The sequence below is a fragment of the Enterococcus sp. 7E2_DIV0204 genome (assembly GCF_002140855.1).
Taxonomy (GTDB): Bacteria; Bacillota; Bacilli; order Lactobacillales; family Enterococcaceae; genus Enterococcus_L; species Enterococcus_L lemimoniae.
Genome location: NZ_NGKY01000001.1, coordinates 1183229 through 1201842 on the forward strand (window position 1 = coordinate 1183229; position 18614 = coordinate 1201842).

General features: G+C 35.8%; 17 protein-coding genes and 1 pseudogene. All 18 read right to left on the reverse strand.

The annotated features are described in order from the left end of the window. A pseudogene (locus tag A5819_RS05590) lies at positions 1–302 on the reverse strand (hypothetical protein); the annotation flags it as partial. 164 nt (positions 303–466) lie between these two features. Continuing rightward, the gene (locus A5819_RS05595) at positions 467–913 is read right to left on the reverse strand and encodes an SMI1/KNR4 family protein (protein WP_086277481.1); all 447 of its coding nucleotides are present in this window, start codon (positions 911–913) and stop codon (positions 467–469) included. 12 nt (positions 914–925) lie between these two features. Beyond that, positions 926–2893: a T7SS effector LXG polymorphic toxin gene (locus A5819_RS05600; RefSeq protein WP_086277482.1), complete on the reverse strand. Its 1968-nt coding sequence runs from the start codon at positions 2891–2893 to the stop codon at positions 926–928. Positions 2894–2922: 29 nt separating this feature from the next. Beyond that, positions 2923–3633, reverse strand: coding sequence for a DUF4176 domain-containing protein (locus tag A5819_RS05605; protein WP_086277484.1), 711 nt, complete (start codon positions 3631–3633; stop codon positions 2923–2925). Next, the gene (locus A5819_RS05610) at positions 3633–3926 is read right to left on the reverse strand and encodes a TIGR04197 family type VII secretion effector (RefSeq protein ID WP_010771988.1); all 294 of its coding nucleotides are present in this window, start codon (positions 3924–3926) and stop codon (positions 3633–3635) included. The genes A5819_RS05605 and A5819_RS05610 overlap by 1 nt, the downstream gene beginning before the upstream one ends. A 23-nt stretch (positions 3927–3949) precedes the next feature. After that, complete coding sequence (locus tag A5819_RS05615; protein ID WP_086277485.1) at positions 3950–4387, reverse strand: DUF5082 domain-containing protein; 438 nt, start codon at positions 4385–4387, stop codon at positions 3950–3952. Positions 4388–4426: 39 nt separating this feature from the next. Continuing rightward, entirely contained in the window at positions 4427–8890 is a 4464-nt protein-coding gene (essC, locus tag A5819_RS05620) for a type VII secretion protein EssC (protein WP_086277488.1), read from the reverse strand. Further along, positions 8871–10043 (reverse strand): type VII secretion protein EssB, encoded by a 1173-nt coding sequence (gene essB, locus A5819_RS05625; RefSeq protein WP_086277490.1) that lies wholly within the window; start codon positions 10041–10043, stop codon positions 8871–8873. Before essB ends, essC begins: the two co-directional genes overlap by 20 nt. Before the next feature lie 13 nt (positions 10044–10056). After that, complete coding sequence (locus A5819_RS05630; RefSeq protein WP_086277492.1) at positions 10057–10317, reverse strand: type VII secretion protein, YukD family; 261 nt, start codon at positions 10315–10317, stop codon at positions 10057–10059. A gap of 14 nt (positions 10318–10331) precedes the next feature. Beyond that, entirely contained in the window at positions 10332–10826 is a 495-nt protein-coding gene (locus tag A5819_RS05635) for a hypothetical protein (RefSeq protein WP_086279657.1), read from the reverse strand. A 32-nt stretch (positions 10827–10858) separates the two neighbouring features. Beyond that, complete coding sequence (esaA, locus tag A5819_RS05640) at positions 10859–14233, reverse strand: type VII secretion protein EsaA (RefSeq protein WP_086277494.1); 3375 nt, start codon at positions 14231–14233, stop codon at positions 10859–10861. A 73-nt stretch (positions 14234–14306) separates the two neighbouring features. Further along, entirely contained in the window at positions 14307–14603 is a 297-nt protein-coding gene (locus A5819_RS05645; protein ID WP_010761887.1) for a WXG100 family type VII secretion target, read from the reverse strand. A 504-nt stretch (positions 14604–15107) separates the two neighbouring features. After that, positions 15108–15395 carry a hypothetical protein gene (locus A5819_RS19490; protein ID WP_086277497.1) on the reverse strand — a complete coding sequence of 96 codons (288 nt, stop codon included), beginning with the start codon at positions 15393–15395 and terminating at the stop codon, positions 15108–15110. 58 nt (positions 15396–15453) lie between these two features. Further along, a complete protein-coding gene (locus A5819_RS05655; RefSeq protein WP_086277499.1) occupies positions 15454–15786 on the reverse strand; it encodes a hypothetical protein in 333 nt (110 codons plus the stop codon). Positions 15787–15790: 4 nt separating this feature from the next. After that, a complete protein-coding gene (locus A5819_RS05660) occupies positions 15791–16078 on the reverse strand; it encodes a hypothetical protein (RefSeq protein WP_086277501.1) in 288 nt (95 codons plus the stop codon). Between the two features lie 15 nt (positions 16079–16093). After that, positions 16094–17623 (reverse strand): cutinase family protein, encoded by a 1530-nt coding sequence (locus tag A5819_RS05665; protein ID WP_086277503.1) that lies wholly within the window; start codon positions 17621–17623, stop codon positions 16094–16096. Position 17624: 1 nt separating this feature from the next. Then, positions 17625–18020 carry a hypothetical protein gene (locus A5819_RS05670; protein WP_254907223.1) on the reverse strand — a complete coding sequence of 132 codons (396 nt, stop codon included), beginning with the start codon at positions 18018–18020 and terminating at the stop codon, positions 17625–17627. A 73-nt stretch (positions 18021–18093) separates the two neighbouring features. After that, a complete protein-coding gene (locus A5819_RS05675) occupies positions 18094–18390 on the reverse strand; it encodes a WXG100 family type VII secretion target (protein WP_010761887.1) in 297 nt (98 codons plus the stop codon). Between the last annotated feature and the right edge of the window lie 224 nt (positions 18391–18614).

Consider the following 18614-nt stretch of genomic DNA (forward strand, 5'->3'; position numbering starts at 1 on the left):
AAGTTTAGTTTTCTCAAAAAATGACCTTGTTCTAACTGTACCCATAGTGCCAAGGTTAAATCTTTAGTCTTATCTTCAAAAGGATTTTTGCTAGTATCATTTGTTAGTATAACGAATGAGTCTTTATTTATTTCTTCTAAAAAATAAATTGACCAGCCAATTTGGAATGAAAATCCATTTATTAACTCTTCCTCATTCATATTTTTTAGGATGTAGAACAGGCTTAACAATTGAGGCTCTAACTCTTTTTCTACAGTAGCTATAAATTCTTTATTTCCTATTTTTTGCTTAAATTCTCTCATTCATTTCAACCTACTTCTGATGAGTATTTACAAAGATTCCAAGACTTTTTTCTAATTCTAATATTATCTCATCAGCAGAGAATCCCCTTACTGTAGATTCTCTATTTTTACTCTTTAAAAACTATTACATAAAATATAAGCAGAGACATAATAATGATGATTATTTAATCTTTGATAGTGAAACTTTTTAAAAATCCATTAAATGTGTCTGCTACCCAATATACATTTTCTTCATCTGAAGAGCCTTCTAGTTCTTGTGCATCATCCCAAAAATAAACTCCCTTTTCATCTCCAACGGTTATCATAATAAATAAACCTGAATTATATTCAGTACCAATTATAAAGCTTGATGGCGGAAGTTCATCTTCATATTCAAAAAACCAAGTTCCTAAATCAAAATTTTCATTTTCACTTATTCCAAGCAATGAACCCAAAACTATTTCTTCTCCTGTATTGGCTAAATGAGTGATTAAATAATTTTTTTTAGGTAACCCTCCGTTATAATTTTCTAAAAACTCTTTATAGTCATCTGGAAATACAATATCAAATTTTTCTTCCAAAGATAAAATATCTACCTCTGATACGTAACCAAATCCGTTAATATTATTCATTATTTCACCTCATTATTTCTTTTTTAATGCAAACCCACCTTTATGTGTAAACCTTCTGTGGACCAAAGTCGGTACATCCTGTAGTGTTTTTCCATCTTGATGATGATGCCATGTTCCATCAGGTTTTTTGGGAGATATTTTATCAGCTTCTCGAAAATCCTTAGATCTTGTTGTAAAGCCGTCTTCTAATGTAACTTCATTTCTGACAAATCCAGCTTCTTTAAAATCAGGATATCCGTCTGTATATTTAATAACATTGCCATCCCAATCTTTGTATACCCATGTCCCATCGTCTAATATATCAATTTCTCCACCTTTATCCAACCATTTTTTAGGATCGCGAGAATTTTTAGGCTTCGTTTCTAATAGATCTTTAGTAAAATCATCGGATTTTAATTTCTTAGCCACATCATCAACAGCGCCACTACCCTTGCTAAAGTTAGCTTTTGCTGCCTTCATATAATCATCCAATGTTCCCTTACCAACAACTTTGACGCTTCCTCCACCTGCAAGAGCTATTTCGTCCATTATTGGCATTGGAATATTCTTCACTTTTGTCATAAAGGCTTTTAAGGCATCATCTCCGTACTTCAAGCTTTTATCGACCATCGATGTAACTTTGCCTAGTTTACTCAACGTCGTGGCTTTCGTTGTTGCTTTGAACGCATTTAATCCCTCAGCTATTTTTACGCCTAACTTCGTTCCTTTCAGAGCCGCATTTACTTCTCCAACTCCCACAAACATGCTCGCTACATCAAATACATAGCCACCTATCGCATAGGCATTTCCTGTTTTTATATCGTTAACTATAGTATTAACGATTCCTGCGCCCATGTCAAAGGTTTCTTTCAACGCCTCTCGATGCGTTGGACTCACTGCCAATAACCATGGATTCGTGGCTCCTTGAAGCCCCAAACCGATTGTTTTTAACGTACTGCCAATCGCCTTCGTATTTTCCCATGCTCCTTTAATATCATCTAGCTTCCATTGCGGTGTTTCAATACCTCTCGCTGAATCAAGTCCCCATTCGACTAGTTCAACCCCTAAATGAATGACTTGACTACCGCCAATAGCTACTGAGCTTACCATCTCACCTGCGCCGCCAAGGAACCCTTCTCCAAATAGAAGAATATCTTTAAATCCTTTTGGAATAGAAAGATTTTTTGTTCCTTGGACAACATTTCCCCACCAATCGCCGATGCTATCTGACATATTTTGAAGGAAGTTTTCTACTGGATGATGTTTGGCCCATTCTTCTTGTTTTTCCTTGGCGGCTTTTTCCGCCGCCAGTTTTGCATCTGCTTCTGCCTGAGCAATTTGACTATCGATATCTTTGATTGCTTCTGCCAATTCTGTTTGTGAGACAAATTCCATAAATCTTGGATCTGTATAACTTAAACCACTCGCGGTTTCAGACATTTTGATTTGTTGAGATAAAACATTGATGATCTCTTCTGCTGAGCTTGGTGGTTGCTTACTATCAAACTCATTGACTTTTTGAATGATCTTATCCAACTGCTTTTTTGCTTCATCACAAGCACTAGTGAAGGTACTACTGCTTGGCATAGAAAGCGAAATCAAATCGGCTATATCACTGTACGTTGATTTGATGGTTTGTCTTTTTTCTTTGTGCTCCGTCTTAAATTTATCAATAGCTGTTTTTGTCTTCGTTAAAACATCTTCATCTAACACCGCACTTTGTGAGGTTTCTCCTGTGGTTCCCGCAAAATCTGCGTAAGTTTGTTGGAGATCTGCTTCCACTAGTTTATAACTATTTTTTAAGCCGACAAGTACGGCATTTTTATTATTATTGATATCTGCTGCAATTGCTTGGCCTACTTGACCATGCATCGCATTACTGTTAATGATGCCGTTCATTGAACTTTTCGCATTATCTAGTTGTTCTTGTGCCGTTTTTGATAGTTTTTGATACTGTTCCAACGCCTTTTTCATTTCGGCTGTTTCTACATGAAAGCCCATAATATGCTCCTTTCTTTACATTTTACTCTCTACTCCGTTGTTGTCATTCCAGAAAGTGTTTCATAATAGGAAATGGCATCTTCTGTCGTCATGTACGCTGTAGAGATTTGTTGATTTAATACTTGGGTCGCCCGTAATACATCAAAGGAAAAGGCTTCTTCGTATTCATTCGTATAACTTTCTGCAATTACACGCTTGATCATCATATTTGAAATCAAGACTGGGTCATTACCAGGGATTTCTCCAAACGGCCATAGTCGTCCTAAATAATCGACAATATAATGATCAAACCCTGACATCAACGGGACTTTTCTTCCAGTAAGAGTGACAATTGCGCCTAAATCGCCGTCTTTAAACATCTCTGCTACGCTGTCTGGCAACATACTTTCATCCAGTTCAACGGTTGTTCCAACTGGATAAATAGGCGCAAATGCAACATCAATTTTGCCAATGTATTGTAAAAATTGGGGAATAGTCAATACCACTTGACTTGATTGGCGATCAAAGGTAACCGTTTGTTCCTCATAATCAAAGAACACACTCAATTTAGCGCCGACCATAGGTTTGTGTTCAAATTGCTGATCTAAATTTCGATACGTTTTATAGACTGATTTTAATAATTGAAAATTTGCTCCTAAGAGAACACCTGTTAGAATAAGCTCTTCTGTCACTTCAAAGGTAAGTGATTCATCATTGATCAAAACACCTTCAAAAAATTTCTTTGAATCATAATTTGCCATCACTTAAACCTCACTTTGGTTGTATTTTGTTCAAATGATTTAGATGCTTGCTTATCTTCGTTGACAATATTTTCAGCAACTTGTTTCATTTTCTGTGTATCTGTACTTGAAACATTTTTGAAAGATTCTACTGTATTCACCAGTGTTTTTTGTGTCTCTATCACTTTTTTAAAGCGTTTTAGAGTTGTTTTGCCCAATTCATTAATCGTGGGCTTGGAAATACTTGAAACAGCACTATCTGCTTTTGAAACTACTGCATCCCATGCCGCCTTATCTACACCTGTTTTACCCATCTATAATCTCTCCTCGTATCAGGCTAAAAGATAGAAGCCAAGAAATTTTTTGCCGTATTAAAGGCACTTTCTACAGCACCAAGCAAATCTCCTTGTTCTAATTCTTTCTTTGCTATTTCTGCATCTAATTTTGCCATATTTCTTTGATAAGAATTTTCTTCTGTGTGCAATGCCGTACCCATTTTGTTTGCTTTTTCATCAAATTTATCTCGAAGTGTTCCTTTAAATTGTCCTGTGCTTAATTTTGTTGGATATTGCTTCACTTGATTCTCAAATTGCGAAAAGTTCTTCATAGATTTTTCTAATTTGCTCTTTGCTTCTTTTAATCGTTCTAATTTTTTTTGATTTTTATCATAATTTGCTTTTCGTTCATTTCCTATTTGTTGCCATCTTGTTGATTCTCGTCTATTTTGAGCATTTTTCTCCTGACGCTTTCTTTCTGCTGCATCATCTTTAGCCATCGCTTTTTCCTCCTTGTTACAGCAAATAATTATTTATTTTTATTCACTAACCAACTTCACGCGACAAGCATTTCGTCCAACAAAGAAATGAGACTCATCTAGCTCAACTGTTGGTTCACTATAGCCTGATTTCACATTGATAAATCCTTGATCTGCTAAACGTGTACCGATCATTCCTGCTGGGATATTCGTGCGTAGTCGTTTATTAAAGTCATCAAAGCTATTTTCAATTTGTTTTTGATTGCCTTGGAAAATAAAGTAAATCTTCACTTTCGCGGCTTTTCTTAGGTATACGTCAATGGCATCATTGGTAATGAATGTCTTATCTCCAAATACATGCGCCTCTGGAACATAGACAAACATTGGTTCTGGATCTGTTGCGTCCTGACGAACTTCGATTTCACTGACTAAATCATTAACAAAGGTACTATAATCAGGTTCAGCAACCATCATATCAAAGCTTTCCGTAAAGCCACCGAAACGTTCTGAGCCGTTAAAGACTACTCGTTGTGCTCGTCCTTCAAAATGTTTTAGATTTTCTACAATGACTTTTTCAATGTATTCTGTTTGTTGCGGTGAATCGTCTCCAATCACAAAATAGCCATGCTCTTGTGGATCAAATCCGACAACATTCGTTGTTTCTTTATCCAAACCAATTGGCAATTGCATATTTTCCAGCATGATTTGTGTTTGTTTTGACTCGTAGAAATCAGCCATTGAAACCACTTTTGCCAGCATCGGAATCTTAATCGGACGTTCGCCAGACCAATCTTCGTTCATCGCTTCGATCTCTTGTTCTAAATGATTTAAGCGATCAATATCATTTTCGCCATGTGTTGGAAGAAAGACTTGAAGCTCATGGGGATCATCTAATTTTATCTGTGCTCGTCCAATGATTTCTTGTGGAATCAATGCATCTCGTCCAACAACATCTCTGATTGCCCCTTCTTCTACAAGGAATAGACCGATATGAGACGGTATATTGCTTGCCATGCTCATCTTGAAGGTAGATGTTCTAAGAACAGATAAAACAGCGTACAGACCTACACTAGCCCCTTCTCGTAGCAACTGATTCACAACAGATTCGATTTCTTCTTCTAACGGACTTTCCTTGATGGCATCAAATCCGTCAATGATCGTAATCACTACAGGTAGTTTGTTTCCTGATTTTTCTTCGTATTGCGATAGACTTGCGACACCATAATCGGTAAATGCATCTTTTCGTTCTTGGATTTCTTTTCGGATCCGCTTCAAGAATTTCACTAATTTCTCTTCTTCTTCTAAACGCACTAAATCTGCGACATGAGGAAGTTTTTTCAGCGGAAGCAAACCATTTGTACCGAAATCAAATAAATTGAACTGCACTTGACTCGGTGTATTTAGTCGCGCAAGATTCATCACTAACGTTTGAAGCGCCGTGGATTTACCAAAACCTGGTGAGCCATAAAACGCCGTATGTGTCAGTTCATTAAAATTAAAGTTGAACACGACTTGCTCTTGTTTAGAAGGAATATCCATAAAGCCAAACGGAACACTTAATTGTCTTGTATCGCTCCATTCCTTCGATAAGATAGGTGAATCGATCACTGTTTCTAGTGGTGGAAGCCAAGGTTTTTCTGGTAATACCGCATTGGTTTCTTCTGAATAAGCCTGAATTGCTTCCACAATAGCATCCAGTTGCGTTTTTTCTTCTTCATTTTTCACAACGGTATCTTCTTCTTGTGACAGATCGGCTGTTAATAATTCGTATTGTCCCAATTGATTGATCAGCCAAATACGTTCATCCACTTTTTCTTCTCGTGAGACAAACGGATCATAATTCGCTCCGCTCCATGCAGATTGAAATAGTTCATAAATTTCATTGTTTCCGACTTGTAAATACGCACGACCTGGTTGCGTGATCGTTGCCGCATCTGGCGTTTTGATGATTTCATTTGAATCATTGGCATCGGCTACTTTCAACGCTAGTTTAAAACGAGAGTTCGACCAAATTTGGTCATCTACAACCCCACTAGGTTTTTGAGTCGCTAAGATTAAATGAACACCTAACGAACGACCAATTCGAGCCGTTGAAACAAGTTCCGCCATAAAGTCTGGTTCATTAGCTTTTAGTTCGGCAAACTCATCACTGATCAAGAACAAGTGCGGCAGTGGATCGCTTGGGTATTTTTTCTTTTCTTCTGGATCGGCAATTGTTTTACCTTGTTTATATAACTTTGTATAGCCATTGATATGGTTCACACCAAACTGACCAAATTTACGTTGTCTTTTTTGTAACTCAGCACGAATACTTTGTAAGGCTCTGGCAGAACTCGCGCCATCTAAATTGGTAATAGAACCAAGTAAATGAGGTAGGTCAGCAAATAAATTCGCCATTCCCCCACCTTTAAAGTCAATCGGTAAAAAGCCAACATCTTCAGGTGCAAAGTTCACAGCTAAAGATAGAATATAACTTTGAACGATTTCTGATTTACCCGATCCTGTTGTACCAGCAACTAAACCGTGAGGCCCATGTGCTCGTTCGTGTAGGTTAAGGTAAACAATATCGTCTTTACCGCGCACACCTAATGGAACCGCTAAAGATTTAGAGGTATCTGCTTTTGTCCAACGTGTGCCGATGTTTAGTTCATCTACTGCTTTTACATCGTATAATTCAAGAAAATCGATTGCTTCTGGGATCGCATTCTTCTCCACTTCAACATGATGTAAGTTCGCCAATCGCTGCAACGCTTCTTCAATCGGATAAGCAGTCGGTAAATGAGTCGGTACAAACGCTTGATTCACATATTCATTATTTTGATTGATCAAGATTGCCGCTTCGCTACTTTGGTAATCGATCAAGGTCGTCGTTGTCTCAGGCAACATCGGTAACGCATCTTTCCCCCAAATCACGGTTACACCATACGGACTCATATCTTCTGCTAAAAATTCATTTAGCCCATGTCCAGATAACCAGCTCTCTTCTAAAATAGAGAATACATAATGCGGCTGGAAACGAATCTTTTCATTGCCATTTTCTTTCAGTTCTTGTCTTCTCTTTGTTAAAATTTGGTAAAACGAGTTAAGCACCATATCTCGTGTTTGGGCATTGTGGATGATTCCCCTTAGATTCAAACTGCGAATCTTCAAATGAGGTAGCCAACGCCACGCATGCCAATTAGTATCATAGTCATTTTCAGGAACTAATGTTACAAATTCAACATCTCGATATGAATGCAGCATTGAGATTTGGAATAAGAGTGTTTGAACAGCGGTCCGTAATACTGGATAATTGCCGGCTAGACCAACAGTTTGATCCATTAAAGGAATAACGATCGGTGCTGCTTCTAATTGTTGATACGGCCAAACAAGCTGTTTTTCCGCTAACGAACTCAATTCGCTTTCTTCATTTGCTTGATATCTCACAGAAAAGCTTGACTTGATTTCGCCAGTTCCAACATGAACTTTTAAGAAATCTTCGTTGGTTGTCATGCGCTCATAGATCCGTGCTTGATAATCTTTAGCCATTAAGGCAAGATCATTCATCGAAGGATACATATACGTAAGAGCATGCTCCTGCTCTTGTTGTAAAAGGGAAATATCCCCTTTCTTCTGAATCAGGTATTGTCTATAAGAGCCTTCACTACGTTCATTTTTCTCTTTGGTTTCTTTCTTATTGGTAAAATAACTCGAAACAGAAAAACCTGCCGTTAATAAACTAGCACCACCCATACTCAGCATCATGATTGGATTTCCGCCACTTAAAAAACTTGTAGCACCACTTAAAACTACCATTCCTAAAGGAGGAACCAGGGTTCTTAATAGTTCATTTTTCCCTTCCTTTTCTTTCGGTGTGGGTGTCATTACTTCTACTTCCACCTTTGGTTCTTTTAGGTGGATACGTGGGCTTCGTCTGAATAACGGGAATTCTGAAGGATATTCAGGTTCGTAGCTTTGTTCAATGATTTCAAATGGATTCAATTTAAAGTCAGAACCTAAATTTGTCAGCTTCAGCTGATTTTCTCGTACTTCTATAATCAGTTTATCAATCACTAACCGATCGCCAGTACCAAAGTCAAATTTTCCTTTAGCAATTCGTTGTCCGTTGAAATAAATCGTTTCTTCATTTGCGTAAATATCAACAGTATAATTAGTCGTTTTTGCCTCAACTGCAACTGAAACAAATGCCGTAGTTGGCAAACTAATTGCGGAAGAAGTCGCAGAAGAGATCGTAAAATCTTTCTTGGGTTTGCTTGTCGCAATTGTTTGATAGTCCGTTGGTTTTACCATTATAAATGTTGAATTATCTTGTTCGAACGGTTTGTTATCAAGTAAAATTCGTTGTCCATCATAAGATACTGAATGTCCGTCAATCGTTCGTTCTTGTTTTGAAGACGTTAGCTGGTGGTGCGAAAAGTCATCACCAAAATAGAACACATCCATAAGAACATCGGCAGCTGGCTGCATTTGATCATCAATAGGAACAGTTGACTCATCTTCTGTTTTATTCGTTTTCAGAATCATCGGTTGCTCCTCCTAATAGTTTCATATATTTAGCAATGGCTTCTTCGTATTTCGTTAATAGCTCTTGTTTCTTTTCACCATTCATTTTTGTATCTAGTTTTGTTGCGTCATAGAGTTTTGTATAAGCATGTAAAATAAATTGGTTATCTCCTACGTTTTGCGCAATATCAAGAGCTTTTTCGAACGCGCCTTTTCCGATATAGATCCAATATAAAAGTGTATTTTCGTTTGATTTTTGAGAAAGATTATTCAAAATCATCTCTTTTTGCTCATTCGATAAATTATCAAGTTGTATTGAGCTTACTGCGTACACATATTGTGCACTCTTAGGCAGATTCTCTGGTGTATCTTCTTTCAGTGTACTTAATACGCCTGAATAGTCATTGGCGATATAATTGGCTTCTGCTGTGATGATTCTTTCTTGTGTAGGAACTTCTTTCAGTGCATAATTCCACACGAAGAAACCTAAAATAAGCGTCGCAACCAACAATACTAGACTGCCCCATTTAAACAACGTGTAGCTTTTTTTGTTTACTAATTGATTTTGTTTTTCTTGCTTCATTTTTTGGATAACAACTTGTTCACTGATCATTTGATCGATTTCTTCTGGTGAAAGTGCAGCTTGGATATTTTTAGATAGCGGATCTTGTAATGTTCCAGCACCTTCAATCAACCGTTCAAAATCTAATTTTGGATGAAGAATAAATAGAATCAATGCTCGATACTGTTTTAAAAAGTCCTCTTCATTGGTCACATACGGCACAACTAGATTCATAAATCCTCTATGTGCAATGGATAACTCTTCCCCAAAAAGAAAAATATTTCTTGGATGGATAAATGGTTGAATCGTTGAATGGATAAACGGCTCAATAAAACGAACTTTTTGCGCTAAAAGCAATCGGTTGATTGACGACATTTTCCGTACCGCATCTTCGATCGATACGGCATAATTATCTTTATCATAAGACAAAACTAATTTCTCTTCCGTTGCCTCCAACAGTTTCCCAGCTAATAGCGCATCTCTCTTTTGAAGAACTGCTTGAAACTGATCCAGCTCTGATAAGCGGTATTGATTTGCTTGTAGTGTGACTAGTACCTTATCTTTTTGAACTTGGATATCTATTTTTTCTGATATATCTTTTACTTCACTCACGTTTTAAGCCCCTTTACTTTTTCATCGCTTCTCTAACAACTAATTGGTCTCCATCGCCTAATGCATAGTTCGCTAGAAGAACTTCTTCGTCTAACTTAATTGACTTATTTATAATTTCTAACTCAAATGTTTCTGGTAAAGAGATGTTCAATAATTCTAGTGATTCTCTCAAAAGTTCTTTTAAACGATTTGCAGAAACTTTGATAGGAATCTGTAAATCAATAATTTGTTTGCCCACGTGTAACCCAATACCAATAGATGTATCTTTCCTCATAAAACTCTACCTTCCTATCCTTTTTTTACCCATGTAGGAAATGCTCGACCTAATAAAATGCCAAGGCCTATAACAAGGAATCCACCGACTACACAAAATAAAATAAATCCGATATTGTTTCCTTGCTTTACCCCTGAATCTCCAGAATCTAAACTGTCATTCAAGACATATCCACTTGAGAAAAGAAGGGGTGTTATTTGTTGGTTAACTGTACGTTGTGCTGGTGTTTCTTTCACAAAAACTTCTTTTTGTGCATTTGTAATCAGCTTCATTTTTTCTTCGTCTAATTGTTTGTCCTGATCAGACATATCTTTCATAAATAATTGATTAATCGTAAAGGTAGCAGAATTACTCTGACTACCTTCACTTTTATCGTAGATCACATGGTTATTTATTTTTAAGTCGCCAGTATCTGCATGAGCAGGAGCGCTCTGTAAGAAAATGAAGAGGACAGGAAGAAGCAATCCTTTTAAAATCGTTTTAAAATCAATTTTCAGTCTATGTTGCATCGTTTTTCTCCCTTTCCAAATAATAGAAAAGATCATGCTTTCACTTTTTTGTCTTCTGGTTTCACCCAAAAATTCAATAGAATACCACTAACTGCTAGGATTACAAGAACCAAATAGCTTACCCAGCCGATGCTGGATCCGTTTAGTAGCGCTGTGAAGCCGTTTTGAATATTTTGTAATGGTGATACTCGATACAATATATTAGCGAATGTGCCTGTTTTAGTAGCTACTCCCAATAAGGGTGTCAGCATGAAGAATAGTCCTAATATTGCGCCACTAAGATAAAGTGTCAGTAATCTGAATTGTCTCATACAACCAAGTGTTAGCAGTAGTCCTGCCAGTAAAACTAAAAAGGCATAACTAAACCAGGCAATTTTCGCATTCATCCCAACAACAAGGCTCAAATTAAGGGCAAATGCGCTAGACAAAGCAACACTGCTCAGCAGTATCACAATCACATTTGACATGTTGTACCAAGCTCTTGATGGATTCATTAGTAAGTCCGTTTTAGACACTTTTCTTCGCTTCATATATTTTTGCATCGCAGTCGCGACCAAAATAATAATAAATGCAGCAATGATTGTTGCATAATATGGAATCAAAGAATTTTGTCTGGTTTTCCCAAAATCGCCTTTTTCTTGAATGGGATTTGATAGGAAGTTAAAGACCGTTGAATTATCCGAGCCGCCATTTCTGGTATTAGAAAGAACTTTGTCAAAGCTCTCGGCATACTTCGCATTGTCATTTGTTTTTTCATCCACTTCAGTAACAGTTTTATCTAAGTTTGTTAAAATATCATTTGCATTTGTCTGTACCTTGTTCGTTGATTCTTTCAACGTCTGAATAATCGGTGCAACGTCTTTGACTTGCGCCGCAGATTCTTCTGTTGATTTAGCTGTTTCTCTTGAACTACTAGCTAATGTCTGGATACTTTTCACCAAATTTTCAGTAGTAGAATTGATTGCAGCCGTATCATTCTTATCAGGATGTGCGTTTGTCTCCGTAATAACAGATTCTGGTGCTACTCGTTCTGTTTCTTTCCAAGAATTATAGGTACCATCAATTTCTTGATTTGCTTTCTCGAACCAGTCTCCTAATACAGATGCTTCTTGTAGCATCATGTCTGGAACGGTCATAAGATTTAGCGTCCCGTATAACGTCATTGCTTCGCCTTCATTTTTATCAGTACTTGTTCCGATTGTAGCGTTTAGTTTGCCAATTTGCTCTGTAATATCGTTATACAAAATGTCTCCATTTTCCCTATAATTTTTATAGAGTGACTCTGAAATTTGTGAAACTTTTTTAGTATCCGTGATGTTATCATATAGCCAATAAACAGAATTGGGCGTTGCTAACTCATTGAATGATTTATCTGGATTACTTTTGACATAACTGGCAAAGGTAACGATATCTTGTTGCGTCGGATCAGCATAGATTGTGGTTACTTTCTCAGCAACTGAAGTTAACGCTGTGAATAAACTAAACAGTTCTGGTAAATCTTGCTTTAGAGGCTGGTCTTTGTCTATATAAGCAGCCAATTGTCCAGAAGTTCTTGACTGATTTAAACGCCAAGAGTAATTACATTGAACATACTCATTGTTACTGTAGTCATTTGGATAGGTCCATTTTATTTGAGAATTAAATGTGTAAGACATCTGAGAGTGTGCAGGAGCTTTAGGAGATTCACTACTTTCTGCATCCTTAAGTATAATAGCTATAATTAGCTGTGTTCCATCAATAGTAACAGTCGCTGTATAGCTTGAACCAGCTAAATTTGCAATGATACTTCCTTCCAAATTTGCTCTAATCATTTCTAAATTAATAACTTCAACTATACCACTGCTCTCAGAACCAAAAGTATGTGAGAATTGTAAATATTGAGTGGTTCCCGGTTTCAAATTTACCCCTACTGTATTCGTTACTGTGAATACAGATGAAAGATCTTCTTTTGGTGTTGTTTCGAGTAGCTTGAATTGGTTTCCGTTACCAGTCAGAGCTGGTTCATAACGTGTAACAATGTTATATGAAGCATTTAATTTATCACTTGCCGCTTGCGTCATTAACCCTTTATTTAAAAGTGTATTTAAAAGAATGGGAAAATCAGCATTTGATGGAAGAGCAAGATTTTGTAATTGCATAAGCTCGTTCTTTACAGCGGTTAAATACTCGCCATCTTCTTTAATTTCTGATTCTTTATCCACAGGTGAGATTAATTTTGATATTGCTAGCTTCACTTGGTCTTCTGTCGCAGTTTCTGGATTAGCACTTCTATCGTTGTAGTACTTTTCAGCAACATCTTCTTTTAAAGCTGTTAATTCAGTTACTTGTTTTTCTAGGTCTTTTATTTCACTCGTTAGCTCTTCAATTCTCTTAGTTTGGGTTTCTTTAAACGCATAAGCATTCGTTAAAAAATCCGCGTAAACACCAGTATTTTTAGTTTCGTCAGATCCTTTTGTAAGAAACAGTCCCAATTGTTTTTTTATGCTATCATCAAAACTATCATATTGGGCTTTGTATCCCTTCAGATCGTTTTGCCATTGATTTTCTAATTGTTCTTTTTGTAGCTCAAATTGCTCATTAAACTGCTTAATAGATGTTTCCAATTTTTCATTTGCTTCATCTGTATAATCATTTACAGATTTCTGTACTTCCTCTGTCGATTGGCTATTTGCTTCTAAACCCGTATTGTTACTTTCCATCAACTGCTTCACTGACTCAACAAATGCTTTTTGTTCCGATGTAAACATTTTATTGTCTTCATCCAAGATACTTGCCGTATCAATAACATTTGAGAAATTAGTTGGTACTTCTTTAAATGGTAGGTAAATTGTTTTTTCCAAATTATTTTTGTGATTTGTTTCCAATCCAACAATTTGATTGACGTTTTGTTGGGCTTCTGACAGATTTCCTACGATACTTGAAAAATACATTTGGACAATTCTTTGATTGAAATCTTTTAAGATATCATTCACTTTTCCCTGAATTGCCTGATTAGTTATCTCATTTTGACCTTCTCTTACTTGGTACTCTACTAAAGCTTTTTCAGGATTTATACTTTGCAATGAAAGTAATCGTTCAGAGAAATCTTGCGGAATAATAATCTGCGCATCAAATTGTCCATCTGCGACGCCACGGCTAGCAATGTCTCTAGTAGTGGTCTCCCAACGGTTATTAGTATCTTGGTTAATCAATGTGACAAAGTCTGTTCCTAAAGAGTATTTTTTCCCTTCAAAAAGAGTTCCTTTATCTTCATTTACCAATACATATTGCATTTTCGTTACCTTTTCATTAGATGTTTGTTGGATAGTATCACTTTTAAACCCAATATAAGAAAGAATAGATAAGAACAATATACTACCGAGAATAATAGAAATAATAGGAAGGTACTTTTTTAGTTTGTTTTTCAATTTGCTCTTCTCTCCTAAATAAAAAACGTCCGCGCAATGAATTGCACTGACGCTTTTTTATTTCAAAATTAATTTAGTTTAAACCGAAAGAACTTGCATCTTGTTGGTCACGTTGTGCTACTGTGTCAGCGTATTTGTTCAACTGACTATTGATACTGATCAACAACTCTTCCATTTTTTTTACGTTTCCTTCTAATTGATTGTATTGTTCTAAATACGATTGAAACGCTTGACCTTTCCACTCTTGCGCGATTTGTTGATTCATAGAATTTACTTTGCGAATCGCATCTTGGATTTGTTGTTGTGATTGTGTATAAACCTTTGCTTGTGATTTCAGTTGCTCGGGTGTGACGGAAATTGCTCCTGCCATTATAATCTCTCCTACTCTATAATAAATTTGTTTACACAGATAGTATATCGGTCAATAAGTATACTTGTCAACGTTTTTTAGAAACAAAATAAGATTTAAAGAACATTCTTAAATTCTAATTGAATATTTTTATTTTTTTTAAGATAAAATATATTATTTAATTGTAATTTTTTTTATTCAATCAATCTAAACGTAAACTAATTGCTTGTAGATAAAACTCCCTCAGTTTTACAATCAGAAAACAAGTGACTGACAAAATTGAGCTTTAGAAAACACTGCTAATCTACTTTGATAGATTCATACTCGATACCTTCTCTTCCAGCATATATTTCACTAGAATTGATGCTAGACAACCTTAACAAATAATTCAAAGAACCTTTTCCACAATCCCATTCTTGTCGAAGATTCTTTGTCAGACTATACCGGATTCCATAATGAAATTTAAATTAAATTTGCTAAATTGGTACGTCCGTAATTCTACACTTCCACTGGCTCTTGACACAATTAACTAGAAGGTAAGTTAGCTTTTAAATGTTTGATACACAAAAAAATATACATAATACTGAATGCAAGCAAACTAATAGCAACAACAAATAATATACAAACAGGGAAATACATAGGTACCCCTATAAAGAAAAATATCCAACCAGATTCGGGGCCAGTACCAACTCTCTTCATAACATCAGTATGTACTTGATTAAACCAGAAAATAGTTGAAAGAATTACGCATATATTCAAAAGTGAAAGGCTAGCGATAGTCATTCGATAATTTTTGAAATATTTCTTATTCATTTATACCCACATTTCTCCAAAACTTGTTCTAGCTTCGATTCTGTTATAAGTCAAAGTTTCAGGTTGTCCCTTCTGTCTGGTCTATTTTTTCTATATTTCTTTGGTAGGTTCGTCTTAGTTCATTCTGTGTTTCTTCGATTTTTTGTGTGAATCGTCGAGTTTCAGATTGAATCGTTGCCTGACTTTCTTCCATTTGTCGATAGAATGATCGTTTATCCCACGAATCATTTTTTGTGAGATAGAGAACTTTATCCATTAACTTTTCTGTGTCTTTTTTGAAGTGTTCTACTTCTTCTTCCATCTTTTTCTGCGTTTGTTGAAGAGCTCGTTTATCCTGCTCGTATTCTTCTGTTGCTTGACGTTGTTTCTTTTTTTGCTCCTCTGGACTCATTCGATTAAACCTCTTTTACAGGTGTTTTAAAGATTGGTTTCGCTAACTCGGTCAAACACTGTTTTGCAGAGGCTGCACTGTTTCCTTGTAAAGCTCCTTCTAGAGCTCCAGGAAGGACACTGTTACTTTGTTGATACATAGCATCTGATAGTTCATTTAGCGTACTAGTAGAATTTTGTCTGGTTGTGCTTAACCGCGTCTTTTTTGCAGTAATTATTGCTTTTATGGCGATCCGTTCTTGATTTTTTCGTTCTTGCTTTAATTTTAGAAGCAAGGCTTTTTCTTCATCCATAATAAAACTCCTTTATTACTTCTTCGTGAATATATTTTTCCCTGCATTTCCATCATACTCTTGAATATTTTTTGCAACAGTTGTTAACGTTTTACTGAATGCAGTCAATTTTTCTTTGTATTTTTTTGCTTCGTTAATGTTGCTTGTTGCTTGGCCACTATCCCACAAGTTAGTTTTTTTATAGGGAGCAATCAGTGCGTCAACTTCATAACTTTCTAAATATTTTTGAATGTCCTTTGCACCACTTTCAATTTCTTTTACAACCAAATCTACTTCATCTTCTGCTTCTTGTTGGTCATTTTTTTGAATCAATACATAGTCGTCGCCAACTGTTTTCGCTTTATTTGCGACTTCTGTGGCAAGCTCGCCTCGAAGTTCAATTTTTTTACTACCAGAAGCCCCACGGATACTTTCCTGTAAATTGGATACCTTCCCATTCCATTTACTCGCAACCTCGGCATCTGCAATAATTTTTGAATATTCTTTTTCGAAATCTTTATAGCCACCAGAGGTTAATAATTTTACAAGTTCATAATACGAAAGGCTATCCGCGCCGTCTTTCTCTTTAATCAGTTTTTTTATATATTTATCAATTAAATTGGAGACCTTAATTCCAGCTGCAAAGATATAGCCATGTTCTTTTAAATTCGCTTCTTTAGGCGTACCGTCAGGATTTAATTGATACTGACCAAAATCATGACTTGACCCTGGAGATCCACCATCAAATGTAGATGTGAATGTTTTCGGAAGTAAATAGTGTACTTTTCCGATTTCATCCACGCCCTTTTTGTTTCGATTTAACATTGAGACAATATCAAATGCATTGACGTAGTATTCAATCTTTCCGTGTTCTTCGAGCAATTGAATATTTTTGCGCGCTTGTTCAGACATATTATTAATACTTTCACGAGCATCGGGACCTTGAAATAAGATCACTTTATCGATTTTACTTATATCTTTAGCTGGAAGATTAGCAACTGCTTGAATCGTGACCATTGTTCCTAATGAATGACCTGTCATAGACATGGTGGCATTTGGTGCTTTTGTTCTCATCTCTTCTATTTTTTGATGCATCGCTTCTGTTGCTAGTTTTGCTTGAGGAATATATCCCTTTTCTGTCGCAAAAACAAGGTTATTTCCCAACCAATCATTTCGATTTTCCCAGGATATACCATCGCTACCTCTAGTGGTGAAGTAGGTATGCTTTGTGTCTGTATTTAGAGTAGGGGTATCTGTTAGATAATAAGAGTTATACCCTGCTTTTTCATCCGTTAAAAGCCCTTTTTGGTACTCCTTATCTTTGCCAAAGAATTTTTTCTCCGTAATAGTTTCTACTGTTTTGTCTGGTTGTAAATACACCGTATCTATACTATTTCCATGTGCATCTTTTGCATCTGAAAAATTAAATTTTACGGACTCATTTGAATTTAATTTATTTTGTTGACTAGGCTTTAATTCATTGTAAGGAAAGTTGTTTTCCCTACCGGTATATGCACCTTGTGATAAATCAGCATATATATTATAGTCTTTTTCTAAATTAGCCATGTCATTCTCCTTCGTCAGTTAATTGTTGACCATATTTGATAGTATTTAAGTTGGGGAGGTTACTATCGTCTATTTGAATGTCCAATCTAAAATCCAAATTCTCTTTATTATTTACGAACCCAAATATTTGAATAACTTTACCTGCTCCTTTAGGCAGACCATTTCCTATCGTATTTTCTATTACACTATCCCAATTATAAGTAACTTTTGATATTTGAAATTCAACACTATTTTCGATATACTCATTCATTTCATTTTCATGTTTTTTGAGAAAAGTGATTTGTTTTTCTTTCTCTGTTGGTTCGATCATTTTTTTCACTCCTAACGTTCCTAGTATGCCTAAAAGGACAATAATTCCTGTAAGTATTCCTAGTCTAACTGCTCTTTTCTTATTCAAACGTTAAACCCCTTTACTCAAAAAAGCGTTAGCGCAATGTACTGCACTAACGCTTTTTTATTTCAAAATTAATTTAGTTTAAACCGAAAGAACTTGCATCTTGTTGGTCACGTTGTGCTACTGTGTCAGCGTATTTGTTCAACTGACTATTGATACTGATCAACAACTCTTCCATTTTTTTAACGTTACCTTCTAATTGATTGTATTGTTCTAAATACGATTGGAACGCTTGACCTTTCCACTCTTGCGCGATTTGTTGATTCATAGAATTTACTTTACGAATCGCATCTTGGATTTGTTGTTGTGATTGTGTATAAACCTTTGCTTGTGACTTCAGTTGCTCGGGTGTGACGGAAATTGCTCCTGCCATTATAATTTCTCCTACTCTATAACAAATTTGTTTACACAGATAGTATATCGGTCAATAAGTATACTTGTCAATGTTTTTTAGAAATAAAATACGATTTAAAGGGCATTATTCAATGCTAATTGAATATTTTTATTTTTTTAAAGATAAAATATATTATTTAATTGTAATTTTTTTATTCAATCAATCTAAACGTAAACTAATTGCTTGTAGATAAAACTCCCTCA